16 protein-coding genes are annotated in these 20,300 nt (G+C 43.2%); 10 read left to right on the top strand and 6 right to left on the bottom strand.

What is annotated here, in order from left to right; all coding sequences use genetic code 11:
* Position 1 precedes the first annotated feature (1 nt).
* Positions 2-1,570, top strand: coding sequence for an NFACT RNA binding domain-containing protein (locus tag KI659_RS12385; RefSeq protein ID WP_213945669.1), 1,569 nt, complete (start codon positions 2-4; stop codon positions 1,568-1,570).
* 54 nt (positions 1,571-1,624) lie between these two features.
* On the opposite strand, the gene pyk is transcribed toward KI659_RS12385, so the two are convergent.
* Together pyk and KI659_RS12395 are read right to left on the bottom strand one after the other, a co-directional pair.
* Positions 1,625-3,055 carry a pyruvate kinase gene (gene pyk / locus KI659_RS12390; protein ID WP_213945670.1) on the bottom strand — a complete coding sequence of 477 codons (1,431 nt, stop codon included), beginning with the start codon at positions 3,053-3,055 and terminating at the stop codon, positions 1,625-1,627.
* Between the two features lie 15 nt (positions 3,056-3,070).
* The gene (locus KI659_RS12395) at positions 3,071-3,499 is read right to left on the bottom strand and encodes an IPExxxVDY family protein (protein WP_213945671.1); all 429 of its coding nucleotides are present in this window, start codon (positions 3,497-3,499) and stop codon (positions 3,071-3,073) included.
* Positions 3,500-3,648: 149 nt separating this feature from the next.
* On the opposite strand from KI659_RS12395, the gene KI659_RS12400 reads away from it, so the two are divergent.
* The 5 genes from KI659_RS12400 to KI659_RS12420 are packed head-to-tail and all read left to right on the top strand — an operon-like array spanning position 3,649 to position 8,941.
* Complete coding sequence (locus tag KI659_RS12400) at positions 3,649-3,885, top strand: acyl carrier protein (RefSeq protein ID WP_010855324.1); 237 nt, start codon at positions 3,649-3,651, stop codon at positions 3,883-3,885.
* 24 nt (positions 3,886-3,909) lie between these two features.
* Positions 3,910-5,163 (top strand): beta-ketoacyl-ACP synthase II, encoded by a 1,254-nt coding sequence (gene fabF / locus KI659_RS12405; RefSeq protein WP_213945672.1) that lies wholly within the window; start codon positions 3,910-3,912, stop codon positions 5,161-5,163.
* A gap of 2 nt (positions 5,164-5,165) precedes the next feature.
* The gene (gene rnc, locus KI659_RS12410) at positions 5,166-5,900 is read left to right on the top strand and encodes a ribonuclease III (protein WP_246535394.1); all 735 of its coding nucleotides are present in this window, start codon (positions 5,166-5,168) and stop codon (positions 5,898-5,900) included.
* 60 nt (positions 5,901-5,960) lie between these two features.
* Entirely contained in the window at positions 5,961-7,817 is a 1,857-nt protein-coding gene (gene nadE / locus KI659_RS12415) for an NAD(+) synthase (RefSeq protein ID WP_213945673.1), read from the top strand.
* A 26-nt stretch (positions 7,818-7,843) separates the two neighbouring features.
* On the top strand, positions 7,844-8,941 hold the full coding sequence (locus KI659_RS12420; RefSeq protein WP_213945674.1) for a prolipoprotein diacylglyceryl transferase: 1,098 nt from the start codon (positions 7,844-7,846) through the stop codon (positions 8,939-8,941).
* Here the strand turns inward: KI659_RS12420 and yidD are convergent.
* Positions 8,938-9,159 carry a membrane protein insertion efficiency factor YidD gene (gene yidD, locus KI659_RS12425; protein ID WP_213945675.1) on the bottom strand — a complete coding sequence of 74 codons (222 nt, stop codon included), beginning with the start codon at positions 9,157-9,159 and terminating at the stop codon, positions 8,938-8,940. The two genes, KI659_RS12420 and yidD, sit on opposite strands and share 4 nt — an antisense overlap.
* 166 nt (positions 9,160-9,325) lie before the next feature.
* On the opposite strand from yidD, the gene KI659_RS12430 reads away from it, so the two are divergent.
* From KI659_RS12430 to KI659_RS12440, 3 genes are all read left to right on the top strand, one after another.
* Positions 9,326-10,762 carry a BamA/TamA family outer membrane protein gene (locus KI659_RS12430; protein ID WP_246535395.1) on the top strand — a complete coding sequence of 479 codons (1,437 nt, stop codon included), beginning with the start codon at positions 9,326-9,328 and terminating at the stop codon, positions 10,760-10,762.
* Between the two features lie 159 nt (positions 10,763-10,921).
* The gene (locus tag KI659_RS12435; protein ID WP_246535396.1) at positions 10,922-11,674 is read left to right on the top strand and encodes a PorV/PorQ family protein; all 753 of its coding nucleotides are present in this window, start codon (positions 10,922-10,924) and stop codon (positions 11,672-11,674) included.
* Positions 11,671-13,767, top strand: coding sequence for a ComEA family DNA-binding protein (locus tag KI659_RS12440; protein ID WP_213945676.1), 2,097 nt, complete (start codon positions 11,671-11,673; stop codon positions 13,765-13,767). Before KI659_RS12435 ends, KI659_RS12440 begins: the two co-directional genes overlap by 4 nt.
* A 41-nt stretch (positions 13,768-13,808) precedes the next feature.
* On the opposite strand, the gene mscL is transcribed toward KI659_RS12440, so the two are convergent.
* A complete protein-coding gene (gene mscL, locus KI659_RS12445) occupies positions 13,809-14,225 on the bottom strand; it encodes a large-conductance mechanosensitive channel protein MscL (RefSeq protein ID WP_213945677.1) in 417 nt (138 codons plus the stop codon).
* Positions 14,226-14,416: 191 nt separating this feature from the next.
* On the opposite strand from mscL, the gene KI659_RS12450 reads away from it, so the two are divergent.
* Positions 14,417-16,486 carry a S9 family peptidase gene (locus tag KI659_RS12450; RefSeq protein WP_213945678.1) on the top strand — a complete coding sequence of 690 codons (2,070 nt, stop codon included), beginning with the start codon at positions 14,417-14,419 and terminating at the stop codon, positions 16,484-16,486.
* Positions 16,487-16,563: 77 nt separating this feature from the next.
* Here KI659_RS12450 and KI659_RS12455 read toward each other — a convergent pair whose 3' ends face one another.
* Both KI659_RS12455 and KI659_RS12460 read right to left on the bottom strand, forming a co-directional pair.
* On the bottom strand, positions 16,564-16,776 hold the full coding sequence (locus KI659_RS12455) for a hypothetical protein (protein ID WP_213945679.1): 213 nt from the start codon (positions 16,774-16,776) through the stop codon (positions 16,564-16,566).
* A 296-nt stretch (positions 16,777-17,072) separates the two neighbouring features.
* Complete coding sequence (locus tag KI659_RS12460) at positions 17,073-20,228, bottom strand: AsmA-like C-terminal region-containing protein (protein WP_213945680.1); 3,156 nt, start codon at positions 20,226-20,228, stop codon at positions 17,073-17,075.
* Between the last annotated feature and the right edge of the window lie 72 nt (positions 20,229-20,300).

A 20,300-nucleotide genomic window follows, 5' to 3' on the forward strand; every position in this document is an offset into this window, starting at 1 on the left:
CATGCATTTAAATTATCATTTTTTTAAATTCCTATGTCCTGAACTGGACAATGCGCTGAAAGGTCACACCCTTACCAACTGCTTTTCACAAAATAAAGACGAGTTAGTTTTTGAGTTTGAAAAAGATAGCCAATACCGCTACATAAGGGCCTTGCTAAGCCCCTCCAACACAGTATTAAGCTTTCCCGACAGCTTTGCCAGAAGTAAAAAAAACAACATTGATCTTTTCCCAACCCTGATAGGCCTTCAGGTCGCGGAGATCAGGACCTATGAAAATGAAAGGGCCTTTTACATTAAATTTGATCCCTTTAAATTCCTAGTATTTAAAATGCACGGCTCGCGAAGCAACGTGATACTTTTCCATGAGATAAATCAGCAACCTGAAGATATTTTCAAAAAAAACCTGCAGGAAGACTGGAACTTAGTGGCGGAAGACTTATCCCGACCCATGGACTTTACATGGAAGAGATTTACATCTCTGGAAGGTAATGCCGCACAGTTTGCCCCCACTTTGGGAAAGCTCCCAAGGCAATGGTTGAAAGAGAAAGGCTACATTGAGGCACCAATCGAGGAGAAATGGCGCCTGATGCAGGAGCTAATGGACATGCTGGACAGTCCTGTTTTTTCCATCGTTCCGGAAAACAGTGACTATAAACTTACCCTTCTCCCGGTTTCCTCCCCTACTTTCCAAAGCAGCTCGGCTATTGAGGTAAGTAATGAGTTCTTCAGATATGCGGTTGTGTATGCTTTGTTTGAAAAGGAAAAAGACAAGCTATTGAGGAGCTACCAGGATAAAATCAAAAAGACAGAATCCTACCTGGAAAAGTCTAATCAGAAATTGAAAAGCCTCACAGAAGAAACCAGTCCCCAGCAGCTGGCCGACCTCATCATGGCTAACCTCCACCAGATCCCTTCTAATGAAGAAGAGGTGATTCTGTATGATTTCTACCAGGATAAAGATATCAAGGTTAAACTAAAAAGAGGCGTTACCCCACAGAAGTTTGCCGAGAATCTTTATAGAAAAGGCAAAAACCGTAAAATTGAAATTGCGCAGCTGGAGGAAAATATCAGAAGAAAGGAAGATTATCTTTTAGAACTGCTCGAGCAGTCTGAGGAGGTAGCAAGCTTTACTTCTTTTAAGCAACTTAAAGCATTCGAAAAGGAACACCATTTAACTTCCAAAACTTCCGCCTCACAGGAAACCATCCCTTATAAGAGGTTTGAGTTTGACGGTTATATTGTAATGGTCGGCAAGTCTGCCAAGGGGAACGATGAGATGCTGCGATATCACAGCTGGAAAGACGACTTGTGGCTGCACGCCAAGGGTGTGGCGGGTTCACATGTGATCATCAAAGGGAAAGGCAAGGTCAACATTCCCAAAGATGTACTGGAGAAATCTGCTCAATTGGCTGCCTATTATTCCAAAAGTAAGAATGACAGTCTCACCCCTGTCATCTATACCCCCTGCAAATACGTCAGAAAGGTAAAAGGCTCTGCTCCTGGGGCTGTGATGGTGGATAAAGAAAAAGTCATCATGGTACCTCCCAGAGGACCGCAGGAAATCCAGTAAAAAAGGCCGGACATGCTGTCCAGCCTTTTAAATGGTTGAGGTCTATGACCGTTATCAATTTACAATATGCAATTTTAACATGTTGGTACGTCCCTTGGCTTTAAGTGGCATACTACCGGTATTGATGATTATTTCCCCATCCTTGACAAAACCGTCATTTTTTAGCTGGTTTTGAATATCCTGGAAGGTGCCGTCTGTAGAAGTCTGCTTCTCATAATAATAAGCTCGAACACCCCACACCAGGCTTAGTTGAGTGATCAAACTCTTGTTGCTGGTAAATATGAAGATATTAGCCAATGGACGGTGAGAGGCCAGCCTGAAAGCGGTAAAGCCGGAGACTGTAATGCCTACCAATGCTTTGGCTTTCACATTTCTGGAAAGTCTGGAGGCCATCAGAAGCAAGTTGTTGCTTAGGAAAGTTTCATCGTCTTCAGGAATTTTATAAAGGTTATGGTAGATTTCAGCGTTTTGCTCGATATAGTCAATAATGCTGCTCATTGCCTTCACTGCCTCCACAGGATAGTTTCCTGAAGCTGTTTCCGCAGAAAGCATCACCGCATCGGCACCGTCCAATACCGCATTGGCCACGTCATTGGACTCGGCGCGGGTTGGGCGTGGATTGACGATCATGCTTTCCATCATCTGGGTAGCAATAATCACCGGCTTGCAGGCAAGCTTACATTTCTCCACCATTTTCTTTTGCCATAGAGGCACCATCTGCATCGGAACTTCCACCCCAAGGTCACCTCTGGCCACCATGATAGCATCAGAAGCCTCAATGATGGCATCTATGTCCTCAAGGGCTTCCGGCTTCTCAATTTTGGCAACGATTTTACAGGCTTTCCCGGCTTTTTCGATTCTTTGCCTCAAGTCAACAATATCCTCTGAAGACCTTACAAAAGAAAGGGCAATCCAGTCTACCTCATTTGCCAACCCGAATTCCAGATCTACCAAATCCTTTTCCGTCAAGGATGGAGCACTTACTTTTGTACTTGGCAGGTTGATCCCTTTTTTGGATTTCAACAACCCACCGTGTACCACGGTACATTTTACACTTTTACCGTCTGTGCTTAGCACTACCAACTCCAAGTTTCCATCGTCAATGAGGATTCGGTCACCCTCTTGCACATCGTTGGGAAGATTTTGGTAAACTGTGCTCACCAGGCTGGAAGTACCCACCACCGGTTCGGTGGTGATGGTAATCGGATCACCTGGCACTATTTCAACACCATTGTTTTCCACCTCTCCTACCCTGATTTTTGGGCCTTGGAGATCTTGGAGAATACCAATGTTTAGATTGAGTTTTTTATTGATCTGGCGGATCAGCTTGATGACCTCTGAATGTCCTTGATGGTTGCCGTGGGAAAAATTAAGTCTGAAAACACTTGCTCCGGCGTGAACTAATTTTGTGAGAGCTTCTTCATTGTTACAGGCTGGGCCTACTGTTGCTAAGATTTTTGTTTTATTAAAAACAGGTACTTTCATAAAGTAATTTCAGTTTTAATAGGTTAATAGGTTTTCTTTTGATTTTAATTTTGTCACATCCAGTTTGACCACGTTTTGGACATAGGGATGTTTGGAAAGCTCCTCAATATACGCATTTATATTCAATTCGTAGGTATAATCCTGCAACAGGAGGAAGTAATCGATGGTTTTGAGCTCCGGCACCAGGTACAGGGCCTTGTCGGACTTGGAGTAGGAGCGGTTTCGCAGCAACTGGATGAAGCCATGATCTTTTTCAAGAATATACTGCGAAATAACCAAAGCCGGTTGGTTGATAAATTCCAACTGGTAATCCTTCGTTCTGGCAAGATCCAAATCGAGCGAATTATTGATCACCCAGGCCATCTTATAGTCCTTGAGGGGAGCTACGAGGCCGATTAGATCAAATTCATAATCGTGTACAACTTGGAGCTTGGTTTTCTTCATTCGAGGAAGAATTTAAAAAACCAAAGGTAAAAATTATAGTTCAACTTTCAGCCGTAAGGTGAATATCTAAATTTAGTTTCCTGTTTTTTTTGGCAATAAGGGGATAAATATATTTCTTTGCGGAGTGTTTAAACTAAACTGATCACAAAATGTCTGAAATTGCACAAAAAGTAAAAGCCATTATCGTTGATAAGTTAGGCGTAGAAGAATCTGAAGTTACGCCTGAGGCAAGCTTCACTAATGACCTAGGAGCTGACTCTCTTGATACTGTTGAGCTTATTATGGAATTCGAAAAAGAATTCAACATCTCTATTCCAGACGACCAAGCTGAGCAAATTGGCACAGTAGGTCAGGCAGTGAGCTACCTGGAAGCAAACGTGAAATAAAATTCCATCACTGAAAATTCATTTATGAATTTAAGAAGAGTTGTAGTAACAGGTTTAGGTGCCCTTACACCAATTGGCAACAACCTCCAGGAGTACTGGGATGGTTTGGCAAATGGTGTAAGCGGTGCTGCGCCTATTACTAGATTCGATGCATCAAAATTCAAGACGCAATTTGCCTGCGAAATCAAAAACTTTGACGTAGAGCAATACATCGATAAAAAAGAGGCCAGAAAGATGGACCCCTTCACCCAGTACGCTATGATTGTAGTGGAAGAGGCTATGAAGGATTCCGGACTGGACCTGGAAAACATCGACCTCCACCGCGCCGGAGTAATCTGGGGATCGGGAATTGGAGGTCTGAAAACTTTCCAGGATGAGGTTACCTCCTTTGCCCATGGAGACGGTACCCCAAGATTCAACCCATTCTTTATCCCAAAAATGATCGCTGACATCAGTGCGGGTTTCCTTTCCATCAAGTATGGCTTTAAAGGACCTAACTTTGTCACCGTTTCTGCTTGTGCATCTGCCACAAACGCCCTGATTGACGCGTTCAACTATATCCGTTTGGGTAAAGCTGACATCTTCATCTCAGGTGGTTCGGAAGCTGCGGTAACTGAAGCCGGTATAGGCGGGTTCAATGCCATGAAGGCGCTTTCTCAGAGAAATGATTCTCCGGAAACAGCTTCAAGGCCATTTGACAAGGATAGAGAAGGATTTGTACTTGGTGAAGGAGCCGGTGCCCTTATTCTTGAGGAATATGAGCACGCCAAAGCAAGAGGTGCCAAAATCTACGCCGAGTTAGTTGGCGGAGCTATGACAGCCGATGCTCACCACATCACCGCCCCACACCCTGAGGGTGAAGGTGCCGGAAATGTGATGAAACTTGCCCTTGAAGATGCCGGATTGACGCCCGAAGATATAGACTATATCAACGTGCACGGTACGTCCACACCACTTGGGGATGTAAGTGAAGTGAAAGCTATCCAAAAGGTTTTTGGACCACATGCTTACAACTTGAACATCAGCAGTACAAAATCCATGACAGGACACCTTTTGGGTGCCGCTGGAGCTATTGAGGCGATTGCAGCCATCTTTGCTGTTCAGAAGGACCTGGTTCCTCCTACCATCAACCATTTTACAGATGACGAGAACCTGGACACCAAATTGAACCTGACCTTCAACAAGGCTCAGGAAAGAAAAGTAAACGCTGCATTGAGTAATACATTCGGATTTGGTGGACACAACTGTTCCATTATCTTCAAGAAAATCGCCGAATAAAATTGAAAATATTTAGGCTACTCAGAGTACAGGAGCTTATTTACAATAGAAAAGAAAGAAGGCTTGCGGCCGCTATCAAAATGATAGTGGGTCGCAAGCCTTTGAACTTATCTCTGTACAAGCTCGCTTTAAAACACGCATCTGCTGCCGAAGATGTAGGCAACGGCGTGAAAGCCTCCAATGAAAGGCTGGAGTTTTTGGGTGATGCCGTACTTGGCACCATTATCGCCGAACATTTATTTTTGAAATTCCCCTACCGTGATGAAGGTTTCCTCACCGAAACCAGGTCAAGAATTGTAAATCGGGAATCGCTCAACCAGATCGGCTTAAAGTTGGGATTAGGAAAAATCGTGGAATCCGAACTTTCCGAAAAGGGCATGTATATGCATAAATCCCTTTTTGGGGATGCTTTAGAGGCTTTGGTGGGTGCGGTTTACCTAGACCGCGGTTATGCTTTTACCAAAGAGTTTGTCTACACCCGGATTTTAACTCACTTTGATATTGAGCATATCATCAGCACCACTATCAATTTCAAGAGTAAGATTATTGAATGGGCCCAGAAAAACAACCATGTGCTGGAGTTCAATCTGGCAGGGGTGCAAGGGAACCAGCGCTTTAAGGAATTTACCGTAAACCTAACCCTCAATCAGGAACAGGTATCCGAGGGGAAAGGCCCAACAAAAAAGAAAGCCGAGCAGGAAGCTGCAAAAACGGCATGCGAAAAGCTCAAACTCTAGCTCTATAGAACTTCTACCCGCAAAATTCGTTTTAAGCCATTAAGATTCTTTAAAATCATTATGCCTCACTTAAAAATCGCGGGAGCCACTGTAAATCAGACTCCCCTGGATTGGAAGGGTAATTTTAACCGGCTAATTGCCGCCATTGAAGATGCCCAGCACCAACAAGTAGATATTCTATGTTTCCCAGAACTCTCCATTACCGGCTATGGAAGTGAGGATTTATTTTTAAGCTATTGGTATCCTGAAAGAGCTCTGGCCTATGTCCACAAACTCATCCCCTACTGTCAGAACATAACCGTTTGTGTCGGCACCCCGGTGCGCATCAATGACAAGGTTTACAACTGTATGGCCGTAATTGAAAACGGCTATCTGAAAGGCCTGGTCGCCAAACAGTTCATGGCCATCGACGGGGTTCACTATGAATTCCGATGGTTTACCCCTTGGCAACATGGGGAAATCAAAACCATTGAGTTTTTTGATGAGGATGTACCCTTGGGGGACATTATTTTTGAGAAAAAAGGGATCAAATATGGTTTTGAAATCTGTGAAGATGCCTGGAGAGGTGGAATGAGACCTGGCTATAGGCTGAAAGACCGAAAAGTTGACCTGATCTTCAACCCAAGCGCCAGCCATTTTGCCCTGGGAAAAACAGCCATGCGGGAGGAACTGGCCAAAAGCAGTTCCAAAGAACTCGATGCAGTCTACTGTTACACCAACCTGTTGGGCAATGAAAGTGGCCGGATGATATTTGATGGCGAGATCATGGTGGCCAAAAATGGCAAACTGGTCGAAAAGAACAACCTGCTGAGCTTTAAGGATCACCAGCTTCTCTGTTTCAAATTCCATGAGGAGATAACTGCCTCCATCAAGAAGATTCAAAAACAAATCAAAGAGGAAGAGTTTGCCCAAGCGGTGAGCTTAGCCTTATTCGATTATATGCGCAAAAGCCGCAGCAATGGCTTTGTGCTTTCACTCAGTGGTGGCGCGGATAGCTCTTCTGTTGCCATCTTAGTTTCTGAAATGGTCCGTAGAGGACTTGCCGAATTGGGCACGGATGAATTTCTCAAGAAAATCAATTTTAAAGGTGAGCTTAAAACAGACAACCCACAGAAAGAGCTAGTTGGCCATTTGCTGACCTGTGCTTATCAGGCAAGTGACAATTCGGGCGGGGACACTTTCAAAAGTGCCAAAAACCTGGCTGAAAGCATTGGGGCTACCTTTTACGACTGGCAGATCGGCGAGGAGGTGAAGGGTTTTACTTCAAAAATAGAAAAAGCTATAGGGCGAGAGTTGACTTGGGAAAGGGATGACATAACCCTGCAGAATATTCAGGCCAGAACCCGCTCTCCTATCATATGGATGCTTGCAAATCTAAACAATGCCTTGCTTCTAGCCACCTCAAACAGAAATGAAGGGTCGGTGGGCTACACCACTATGGATGGAGACACAAGCGGAAGCATTTCTCCAATTGCGGCCATTGACAAGCCTTTTATCATCAACTGGTTGAAGTGGGCAGAAAAAGTATTAGGATATAAAGGGCTTCAGTACGTCAATTCACTTCAGCCTACAGCCGAACTCCGCCCCCAGGACAACAAGCAGACGGACGAGGAGGATTTGATGCCCTATGCTGTCATGCTGGAGATCGAAAAACTTGCTCTAAGAGACCATCGGTCACCAAGTGATGTTTACCTGAACTTGAAAGAAGAACTGGATATAGAGCCTAAAAAGCTTAAAGATTACATCACCAAATTTTTCCGATTGTGGTCCCGCAATCAATGGAAGCGGGAGCGCTTGGCACCTGCTTTCCATTTGGATGATTATAATGTAGACCCCAAAACCTGGCTGCGTTTCCCTATCCTTTCCGGAGGGTTTGAGGAAGAATTGGCCGAATTGGCTTCCCTAGAGGAGGAATAATCTTATCTTAGCAAAAAATTAAAACAATGGTCAATAGTATTTTAGATTACATAGTTTGGAGCCCCAACCCGGCCGTTTTTCCTGGCTTTGAGCGGTTGAGGTGGTACAGCTTACTTTTTGCCTTGGGGTTTATCATTTCCCAGCAAATCATGATCTATATTTTCAAAAAAGAAAATCACAATACCGCCCTTGTCGACAAACTTACAATCTACATGGTAGTGGCGACAATTGTGGGCGCTAGACTGGGGCACGTCCTTTTCTATGAACCCGACAAATACCTCAGTAATCCCTTAGACATCTTAAAAGTATGGGAAGGCGGGCTGGCAAGCCATGGAGCGGCCATTGCCATTCTTATAGCCCTTTGGTTGTACGCAAGAAAAACCCCTGGACAAAGTTATTTGTGGACGGTAGACCGGATCGTGATCGTAGTAGCGCTAACTGGATGTCTAATTCGATTTGGAAACCTGATGAATTCCGAAATCGGCGGAAAGGCTACTGAGAATGATTCTGGGTTTGTTTTCGCTAGAGATGCAGAAGAAACCCTTGCAACTTTAAGAATCCCTGTATTGGACGTGAATGCCTACAGACCGGATAACAGACAGGAGGAATTGTCTGGAAACGGAATTGTCCCATTGAATTTTGACATTGAAATTGCCAAAGGCGGATACGAAGAAAAAGATCTTAGAACAGCGCTGGAAACTGATGTCAAATATGTATTGACCAAATTCAGGAGCTCACAGAAATATTTGGCAGAGGCTCCCGACACACCGCTTAATTACACCCTGCATGACCGAGGCGACCATTATGTGGCTACGATTCAAACCTTTGGTATAGCCAAACATCCAACACAGATTTACGAGGCTATCTCCTATCTGCTTATTTTCATCGGCCTATACATAGGTTGGGTAAAATACAAGAATAGAATTCCTGAAGGGCTTTACCTTGGGATTTTTCTAGTAGCGGTATTTGGGATGAGGTTTATTTGGGAATTTCTTAAGGAAAACCAAGTGGAATTTGAAGAGGGACTTACCCTGAATATGGGTCAGGTGCTCAGTATTCCTGCCGTATTGGGCGGATTGGCTTTAATCATCCTAGCCATGAGGCAAAAACCAACCGAGCATTAAGGGACCGGATCATGGCCATGACCGCCAAGCGGGTTGCATCTTGCGATCCGCTTGATGCCTAGCCACCCACCTTTGAAAACCCCATGTTTTAAAATGGCTTCTTTTGTGTACTGGCTGCACGTAGGCGTGTATCGGCACATGGGTGGCAGCAATGGGGAGATGAAGTATTGATAAAACAATACGGGTAAAATCGCAATTTTTTTGAAGATGGTACTCACACAGTTTTAGTTTAGCTGGCTAGAGAAGATAGCTTGGGTTTAAAGTCGTTTCCCCTGTTAAATAATTAAACCCACGGCACGTTAATTTGATTCTGGCTTTAGGTATTTAAGTTACAACTGCCTAAGTTAGTTCCTAATTTTGATTTATTAAATACAAAAAGGTCATTTGAAGTTTTACTGGAAATATATCATCCTCTTACTGCTGAGCGTGGCTCCCATTTGTCTTATCGCACAAGACCTGGATTCCCTTGCCATCGACCCCAAGGCCCCGGAGCAGGTGACGGTAAACAATATTTTCATCATTGGAAATGAAAAAACGAGGAAAAGCATCATTTCCAGGGAAATGGATATCCAAAGCAGGACTACCTATGATTGGGAAGAGTTTATTTCCCTCCTGATCGAAGACCAAAAGAAGATTTACAACCTTCAGCTGTTTACCACAGCGGAAGTCACCCCCCTTTTCGTAGAAGATGACCAAGTGGAAATTTTGGTGACCGTAAAAGAGCGGTGGTATGTGATTCCAAGTGTGATTTTCACGCTTGCCGATCGGAACTTCTCCGAATGGTGGGTCAACCAAAACCGGGATTTTTCAAGGGTTAACTATGGGGTAAAACTCAACCATGACAACGTGGGCGGGCGAAATGAAAAGCTAAAGCTATTGGCTCAATTTGGTTTCACGCAGGCTTTTGACCTGATATATTCCAAGCCATATATAGACCGTAACCAACAGCATGGCTTGGCTGCCCAGGTCACCTATTTTACCATGAAAACCATTCCCCTTCGCTCAGTGGACAATAGGCAGGTTTTCTATACCAATGACAATGAGGATGTCTTGAGGCAAAATATTGCTGGAAATATTCGGTACACATATAGGGGCAGTTTTTACAACTTCCACAACATCACGGTAGGCTATAACCAGACCTCTATCCATGAAGATGTTTTGGCCGAAAATCCGGATTTCTTTCAACATGGGGATAACCAGCTAAGGTTTTTCTCTGCCAGCTATAGCTACCGCCACGACAAGCGGGACAATGTTGCCTATGCTACCGAGGGGCAGGTTTTGAATGTAGGATTGACCCGCTATGGGCTTTTTTCAAATGATGATGTAAACGAGACAGAGTTTTCTCTTATTGCCAACAAATATTTGAGGATCACTCCCAAAATCCATTTTGTGACGGGGGTATCAGGTTCCACCTATTTGAGCCCCCAGCAGCCCTATACCTTGGTAAGGGGTATAGGCTACTTGCCAAACTTTATCCGTGGATATGAATTGAACGTAATTGAGGGCCAGCAAACGGTTGCCCATAAAAACAGTTTACGATATGAGCTATTCAACAAGGCTTATGACCTTTCCAGCTTTGTCCCTGTCGATGCCCTCTCCACCTTCCCAGTGAGGCTTTATTTGAGTGCTAACTTTGACCATGGCCATGTTAAAGACAGAAATAACCTGCCTGAAAATGCCCGATTGACCAATCGGTATCTATACGGTTACGGCTTGGGATTGGACTTGGTGACCTTCTATGATCAGGTTTTCCGCTTTGAATACTCAGTTAACAACCTCGGGTTTGGAAACTTTTTTATAAACTTCAGGGCACCTTTCTAACTTAGTCGTTTATTTTCAATAGGTTATGGTAATTTTATAGTAAATTACTATTCAATTTTTTATCCTCAACTCCTATTTTCATTTTTTATGAGGCATACCGCATGGATGACCCTGTCCTTATGGACTTGCTGTATAATAGTATCTGTAGCCCAATCTGGTATGGAAACCTATCCATCCGGTGCCAGAAGCATGGGGATGGGCAACTCCCATGTTACACTGGTAGATGGCTATAGCCTTTTCAACAACATTGGTGCACTGGGTAGGCTGGAGCGATCCCAGGCTTTCTTCGGTTTTGATCACCGGCTAAATCTATCTGAACTATCAACTCTCTCGGCAGGCTTGGCGATGGTAACTACTAAAGGCAACTGGGGAATCAATGTCAGCCATTTCGGAGGACAGCTTTTTAACCAGCAGAATTTGGGACTTGGATTTTCGAATAAGCTGGGGATTGCGAGTTTTGGCGTAAAGGCAAACTACCTGCAGACCAACATTGATGAATTTGGCCGAAGTGGTGTGCCGATTTTTGAATTTGGAGGAGTGGCGGAGCTTTCCCCTCACCTATTCTTTGGAGCCCACATTTACAACTTCACTCGGGCCAAAATGAGCCGCTATACCGATGATACCTTCCCAACCCTCGTGAAAGCAGGCTTGTCAATACGGCCTTCAAATGCCCTAATCTTGAATGTGGAAGCCGAGAAAGATATTTTGCTCCCACCCCAATTTAAGGCCGGGATGGAATATAACATGCAGGAGAAGCTTCAGGGCCGGCTTGGCTTCAACACCAACCCCAACAACCTGTTTTTTGGGATTGGATTCAGGCCTAGAAAATACCACATAGATTATGCCTTAAGCCAAAATTATAAACTCGGCTTCACGCACCATTTCTCATTTAACCTTCTCTTTGGACAATGAGGTGGTGCTGGGCCTTTTTCATTTTCCTTGCAGCATTTCCAATTTTAGCCCAAACCTACAAACCAAGGGAAATTGATCTGGAGCAGTTTGCGGAAGACCTTTTTGCCTTCCAAGATGAAGAACTGGATTATGAAAACCTCTATGAAAGCCTCCTGCAGCTTCTTCTCAGCCCAGTCCATTTGAATAAGGTTTCCGCAGAGGAGCTTCAGTCTTTATACATTTTGACTCCCCTTCAAATCTCTGAATTCATAAATTATAGAAATTCCTTTGGCCAATTTTTAACCATTTATGAGCTTCAGGCAATCCCTGAATTTGACTTGGAAACCATTTATAAGTTATTGCCTTTTGTGACGCTTGAAGACCGAGAGCACCAGTTTACTGGCAACCTTTGGAGTCGGATGGCAAGTGATAGAGAGAATTACCTAATGATCCGTCACCGGAGAGTTTGGGAACCCCGCAAGGGCTATACTCCGCCTGATACCCTTTCCAATGGCAGGTTGACCAACCGCTATTTGGGTGATCCTAACGATTTATATGTAAGGTTTAGGATGCAACATACCAAGGATTTTAGCGTGGGCTTTACGCTGGATAAAGATCCGGGAGAACAATTTACGTGGGACACGCCCACAAATCGCTATGGTTTCAATTTTTTATCTTATCATTTCACCCTCTACAACAAGGGGAAATGGAAAACCTTGGCCTTGGGCGATTATCAGCTGCAGTTTGGACAGGGATTGGTGTTTGGTTCGGGGTTTTCTGTAGGCAAGGGGGCAGAGGCAATCACAACCGTCCGGAGGAGCTCTTTAGGCATCCGGCCCTATACATCAGTGCTGGAATTTGGGTATTTTCGAGGTGCAGCATTTACCCGAAAGGAAGGCCGGTTTGAAATCACTGCCTTGGCCTCCTCCACCCCTAGAGATGGCAATTTGCAGGTAGGTTTGGACACCCTTGAAAGAGAAGAAGCCTACATTTCATCCCTCATGCTGAGCGGCCTTCACCGTACTTCCAATGAAATCGCCCAAAAAGCCCAACTTCGGGAAAACAATATAGGCGGGAATATTCAATACGCGTCACTCAACCGTTCTTTCCAAATGGGTATTAACACGCTATTCACTGAATACAGCCAGCCTTTTCAAAGACAAGAAAGAGTGTATAATGGGTTTGAATTTAGGGGAAAGCAAAATCATTTACACAGCTTTTATTTCAATTATAATTATCAAAATTATTTTTTCTTTGGCGAGTCCGCACGATCAAGAAGTGGTGGTATGGGAACAGTGCTGGGCTTGATGAGCAGTTTGAGTCCAAAAGTAGACTTATCCCTCCTTTATAGAAATTATGCCAAAAACTTCCATACATTTTATGGCAACGGATTCGGAGAAGGGAGCCGCCCCATCAATGAAACAGGCTTTTACATAGGCCTTCAGGCCAAGCCTATCCGAAAAGTAACCTGGTCAGGGTACTATGACCAATTCAGGTTTCCATGGCTTAGGTTTCAGGCCTATGCGCCTTCCGAAGGCTATGAATGGCTTCAACGGATCACCTACTCACCTTCCCGTCAAATTTCCATGTTTGTCCAAACTAGGCAAGAAAGTAAAGAAAGAAATCACCGAGCGGCAACGGCGGTTCCTTCTGGCCATATTCTTTCAAGCGCCAAAAGATTCAACTCCACCACAAGCTTAGACATGGTTTTAGACAGGAATTGGAGCATAAAGTCCCGGGTCCAGTTTAGCAGTTATCGTTTTGAGGGACAAAAAACTAAAGGATACACCATTTTGCAGGACTTGACTTTCAAGTCCCAAAAAGCCTCCTTTAGTGGTAGGGTAGCTCTTTTTGATACTGATGATTATGACAACAGGCAGTATGTGTACGAGAAAAATGTACTCTGGGCCTTTTCCATCCCTGCCTATTATGGTCAGGGTATACGCTACTACCTGTTAAGCCAATATAAAATAAGTCCTAAACTTACGGTATGGGGACGACTAGCCCGCACATCTTTTACAGACAGGGATAAAATCAGTTCTGGCCTGCAGGAAATCAACGGCTCAACAATTACCGAAAGTACCTTGCAACTCCGGTATGCTTTTAATAAGTAAGGGAGTTGTCAAAATAGTAGACAACTCCCTTAGTTAATTTTTTAAGATCTTTTTAACAAATCCCTGATTTCCTCCAACAGCTTTTCTTCACGCGAAGGCGCAGGTGGCGGAGTTGGTTTTGCCTCCTCTTTTTTCTGCAACCTTGCCATAGAGCGGATTATCATAAAAATGATAAAGGCAATAATCAGAAAGTCAACCACCTGCTGAATAAAATTGCCATAATTGAGGGTGACTGCACTGATGGATTCTCCTGCGGGATCAATATAAGCTTCCCGCAGTACTACCATGAGATCTTTAAAGTCCACCCCACCCAGTGCCAATCCGATGGGAGGCATAATGATGTCATTGACCATGGATGTAACTATTCTACCAAAAGCTCCTCCAATAATTACGGCTATAGCCAAATCTACCACATTGCCTCTAAGAGCAAATTCTTTAAACTCTTTGATAAATGTCATAAAAATAATGTTTGGTTAAAAATGAGTCTAACAAATAATAAAACAACTCAATATACTCATTTAAAAACAAATTTCAATAAAACGCAAAAGATCAATCTATACTCAAATTATTTTTACTTAATCTAAATAATCCGAATCGAACTATTTATTTTTGTCGCAACGTTAGAGTAAAAGTTGACCGAAATCCCTATATGAACATTACGGAAACCCACCTTCTCAATAAGCCAGTGGCTAAAAAAATAGCTAAAACCCTTTCCATGCACCAGCACACCAGAGTAGATAACTACTACTGGATGAATGACCGATCCAACCCGGAAGTGATCAACTATCTCAATGAGGAAAACAGCTACTTGGATGCCCAGTTGGCTGATACTTTGGGCTTGCAAGAAAAACTTTTTTTGGAGATGAAAGGACGGGTGAAGGAAGATGATGAGAGTGTTCCTTATTTCAAGGATGGCTATTATTACTACACCAAATATATAAAGGGTGGAGAGTATCCGGTTTTTTGCCGGAAAAAAGAGACATTGGAAGCGGATGAGGAAGTGATTTTGGACCAAAATGTTTTGGCTGAGGACTTTGACTATTTTAATGTGAGTGCTGTAGGTGTGGCCCCAAACCAAAACCTGATGGCCTTTGCTCAGGATATAATCGGGAGGAGAATTTATTCCCTCAGATTTAAAGACCTAAGCACTGGTGATTTTTTGGCTGATGAAATCATTGAAGTTACGGGAAACTTTGTTTGGGCCAATGACAACAAGACTGTTTTTTACTCTAAACAGGATCAAGATACCTTGCGCTCATTTCAGATATATAAGCACACTCTGGGCACTTCCCAAGAGGAGGATGAGTTGGTCTATGAGGAAAAAGATGACACTTTCACCACATTTGTGGCCAAATCAAAATCCAAAGAATACATCTTCATAGGATCCCAAAGCACTGTCTCCTCCGAGTACAGGTTTATTAATGCCAATGACCCTCATGGACATATCCATTTGGTGCAAAAGAGGAAAAGAGATTTGGAATATGAAGTGGAACATTTCAACGGCCATTTTCTGATTCTTAACAATCATGAGGCTACCAATTTCAAGCTTGACAAAGCCCCAGTTGACAAACCATCCCTCAATAATTGGGTAGAGATTATCCCGCATCGTGAGGATGTCCTTTTGGAGGGATTTGAGGTTTTCAAAAACCACTTGGTGCTTGAAGAAAGAAACAACGGCCTTTCGCGCATACAGATCCGCCATATGCGAAATGGGTCCAACCATTTCATTGAGATTGATGAAGAAACTTACACCATCTGGATAGGGCACAATCCCGAGTTTGACACCCACATCTTGAGATTTGGTTATAATTCACTCACTACCCCAGCCTCCACGTTTGATTATGACATGGAGAGTCGTGAAAGGTACTTGCTCAAGCAGCAGGAAGTTTTGGGAGGTTTTGAGCAAAGCGATTACGAAGCGAAAAGGGAATGGGCAACTGCCGTGGACGGAACCCAAATTCCTATTTCAATTGTCTACAAAAAAGATCTTTTCAAACAAAACGGGCAAAACCCTTTGCTACAATATGCCTATGGTTCATATGGGTACAGTACTGATCCAGTATTTAGTTCCAGCAGGCTGAGCTTGTTGGACAGAGGATTTGTATTTGCTATTTCCCATATCAGAGGCGGTCAGGAAATGGGCCGAAACTGGTATGAAACCGGCAAAATGCTCCAAAAGAAAAATACCTTTCAGGACTTTGTCGACTGCTCTGAGTTTTTGATCCAGGCAAAATACACTTCCCCGCAGAACCTCTATGCGATGGGAGGCAGCGCAGGAGGCCTTCTGATGGGCGCTGTGATGAATATGCGTCCTGAGCTATATCATGGCATTATTGCTGCTGTGCCCTTTGTAGACGTGGTTACTACCATGCTTGACGAGAGTATCCCGTTGACCACTGGGGAGTTTGACGAGTGGGGTAATCCAAAAAACAAGGAGTATTATGACTATATGCTCTCCTACTCTCCCTACGACAACATTGAGGCTAAAGACTATCCCCACTTGTTGATCACCTCTGGCCTACATGACAGCCAAGTTCAATATTGGGAGCCTACCAAGTGGGCCGCCAAGCTTCGGGAGTTGAAAACCGATGATAACCTGCTTCTCCTTTACACCAATATGGATGCCGGCCACGGAGGTGCCTCAGGAAGATTCAACAGCCTCAAAGAATTGGCCATGGAGTATGCATTTATTCTAAAATTGGCCAACATCAAGGACTGATCAAAAGCTTATTCCTAAAACCCAAAAAGCCCCAAGTATTGCTACTTGGGGCTTTTTGGGTTAAAGTAAAAGGATTGTTATGCGATGGCTTCTTGTCTCTTTGGGCTATAATCCTTGGTCAGGTAATAGATAAAACCAGCCTGAGGAACAACTAGCAAAAGAACTGTGGGTACAAGAGAAGAAGCGGTGAATCCGAACTCCATGCCCAACATCTTGGTGGCAGCAAAGATAGCTACGACAGTTACTAGTGCGTAAAAATTAACCAGAGCAATTTTCTTAAAGTTTTTCATAGTATGGTACGTTAATGTTTTAAAAAGATTCTTGTTTTAGGGATCAAATCCAGGGCTCTTATTCCCTTTTAATATTGATTACGACACTAATATGAAACAAAAATTTTTATTTCCAAAACACCAAAAACCCAAAACAATAAACCTAATACCAACACAATTCACCAACTATTGTTACATAAATTTAATTTTGCAACACACCAAAACTTTATTGCATTTCACCCCAAAAATCTTTTGAAAAAAAATTTTGAGATTTTTTGATTTTTTTTGATCAAATTTTAAACTGCTGAAAATCACCCTTAATTCGACCTATCCCTCCCCAGTGACACCTGAATATCATCAGGGGTACCTTTCATGTTGATATTAAGAAAACGGACGCGGCGGTCTTCGTTGCGGTAGACAATATCGTCGATTTGCTCAGGGTCCACTTCTTCTTTGCGTTTGCCCCCAAAGAGGGACCTGAAGCCAACTTGGGTCACCAAGCCAAGCGGAATCCGCAAAAAATAATCCATGCTAAGGTCAAGGCTTTGTTTACCTGACAACTCTATGAAACCAAGGCTGGAGTTGATGTTCATCTTGGGGATAGACAGGACTCCTTCTTTTAGGTCCATCGCATTTTCCAAGGTATCGAACCTGACCATATTGAGATTCTTATCCTTAAAATAATCAGATAAAGCATGCAGGGGTGCAAAGTTATTGATGCTACCCTCATAAATTCTCAGGTCCATATGGGCCTCGCTCTTTTCCAGAATAGGTGTAAAATCAGGATGTACAAGAAAATTGCTGGTGATGGTCCCGCTGACTTTTCCGTGAATATTTTCATTGATGAAATAATCCTGTCCAAAATTTTCAAACTTGATCAGCAATTTATCAAGGTCAAGCCTTTCCGCCTGCAAGGTACTGTTGAAGTATATATTTTTAGGATCTGAACCATTGAAGTATCCTTTCATACCAAGCCAGCCCTCTGCTACATTCACTCCTAGTGTATCCAAGTACATGAAGTGATCTTCTTGGATTCTGCCTTTCACTTTAAAGTTATCCAACCAGTAGGTGTGGTAATTCAATTTTCCAATTTCAGCCTGAAACTTCATGTCGGTAAAAGGCAAATCAAAGATATTAAAGGCATCCTCATGGGAAGTGTCGGCTTGAATATCATAATTCATCAGAGCATCGAGATCCAGCGCCTTTGCGACAAACCTAAAGTGATTATCCCTCTTTCGGATGGTACTGTCCTCCCCGAGGTAGTAAGCCAAGTCAATTTTGAAATCACTTGCTCCCATTTTGCCTTCAAAGCCCTCCACCAAAAGATGCTCATCCTCATAATGCACCCTGCCTTTGAAATTTTCAAACTTCAAAGGGTGGACATTCATTTTGCCCTGGAAGCCCGAAAGGTAAAAATCCAGCGAATGGAAAACCGAATCATAGTGCAAGTCCAATAGCCCATGCGCTTTTACGCCTCTCAACTCTTCGTTTCTATAATCTTCAGGCAGGTAATTTTGGCCATCATAGGAAAGCAGGTCTGCGAGCTGAAGGTAATCCGAATGGAAATCAAATTCAAACTTGGTGTCCCCTTTTTTGACCTCCTGAAACCATTTCCTGTAGTTGTCAAGCTTTCCTGTGAAATGGAAATCACTTTTATCAATAAACCCAGAGAAATCTTTTAGCAAAAACGAGCTATCGGTGATAATCAAGTCCGCATGAAAATCATGAAGGGCATGGCTATAGTTTTTCAATTTTGCATGGAAATCCTTGATGAAAAACTCACCCTTTGGAAGGTGCTCAAAGTTCCAAAGGTCCTTGGCATTTGCCTCAAAGGCCAATTTGATTTCAAAATCATCAATCACCTCATCAGTGATGGCAAGTAGTGCTGAATCAAATGAAAGCAGCTCAGGAAAGTCAATTTTCTTGGAGTTGGCATTCAATTCCAAGTTTACTATCTGATCATATTGGTGAAACAGGGCTGGGAAATCACTTAGTCCCATGGTAAATTTGAAATCGGACCCGGCGATGTTAAATGAAAGGTTATCCATCTCGATTTTGCCGTCACGCATCACGGCATGGCCATTGGCGTTTCGGATTGGATGGGGGTAATCAGGAATGTTAAAGCTTAGGTTTTTGATGGTCAACTCACTGTCAATACCCTGCTTTAGTTGGGCCAGGTTTTCACCCGGTAGCTCTAGGTCAATCAACTCGTCAAAGTCCATATCCAGAAGCACTTGTCCTTTGATCCTCTCAAGTCCTTCCACTTGTAGAAATTGGCCGATAAACTCCAGGTCAAGATCAGCATGCAAGTTGACTTTGATAAAAGGATCTTTGAAGTTTTTAACAATCATTTTACCTTCAAAGATGCCCTCCTCAGGTCTCGCTGTAAACCTCTGTAGCCTTAACTCAGAGCTTTCCAAGGTTCTCTCTTTTCCATTGGTGAAATAACCCGCAAAGGCCAAATCATCCACTTTTTTGTTCATTTCAGTATTGAGGAAATAGGCGTTATCGGCGCCAAATTCAACCGATACGGCCGGGATATTTCCGTTTGCAGACTTGCCTTTGACACTGCCCAGAAAATAAATCTGACCTTCATTCCTATAGCGTTTGAGAGCCTCCCCTATTTCCGCAGGCGCAAATGCAGCGAAAATATTAAAATCGGGTTTTTCACCATAAAACTTGAGGTCCATGTCCATATCATCATCCATGTCCACCAACCCCTCCAAAGAAAACAGCGCCTGTTCCAACATCACCTGACTTTTTAGAACGGTGACCAATTCCTCAGTCATATCATAGTCCAAGTGGAGATCAATATCCAGATGTTTGTTGGCAAAAAATGTAGGTTGCCCATTTTCTACAATATCCAATAGGAAATCAGATGCCAAATCTATGTAGAAGTGGTCAGCACTATACTTCAGTTTGGTATCTACCGATTTGATATGAGCCAAGATTACCTGAGCGGAAGAAAGGTCTTTATAAGAGATTTCAAAACCATCAATTTTTAAGGACTCCAACTCAACTTGTCCATTGAAGGCCTCATTGGTTTCCGGCTCAGCATCTTCTCCCAACCCTTTTGCCAAAAGCAAATTGATATCTCCGTTTTCATATCTGACCACATCCAGATGCCCATTTTTAACCTTTATACTCTTGACGCTATAATTGCCCGCTAGGATATCTTTGATGTCAAAACCCACATACACATCGCTAGCCGTATATAGCGGGCGGGTGTCCATTGCTTTGTTTTCATAAAACGCCACTTCCTCCAAGTCGATGGAGATATAGGGAAAATTCGCAAAGGGAGAAATGTGGCTTCCCTTAATAGTCAACTCCCCGTCAAAACTTTCATTGACAGTGATTAGAGCTCGTTGGACTATTTTTTGTTGATTATAATATACTGCGGCGATCGTGCCGGCAAGCAGCAGCACTGGCACCAAGATGATGGCCAGTATGATGATGATTATTTTCTTACTCATGGTATTTACCCTTCCCCCAAAATGTTAACGTAAATTAGTGGAGATAGATTTTGTTTACCAAAATTAAGAACT

It is taken from the genome of Litoribacter ruber (assembly GCF_018449405.1).
GTDB lineage: Bacteria > Bacteroidota > Bacteroidia > Cytophagales > Cyclobacteriaceae > Litoribacter > Litoribacter ruber.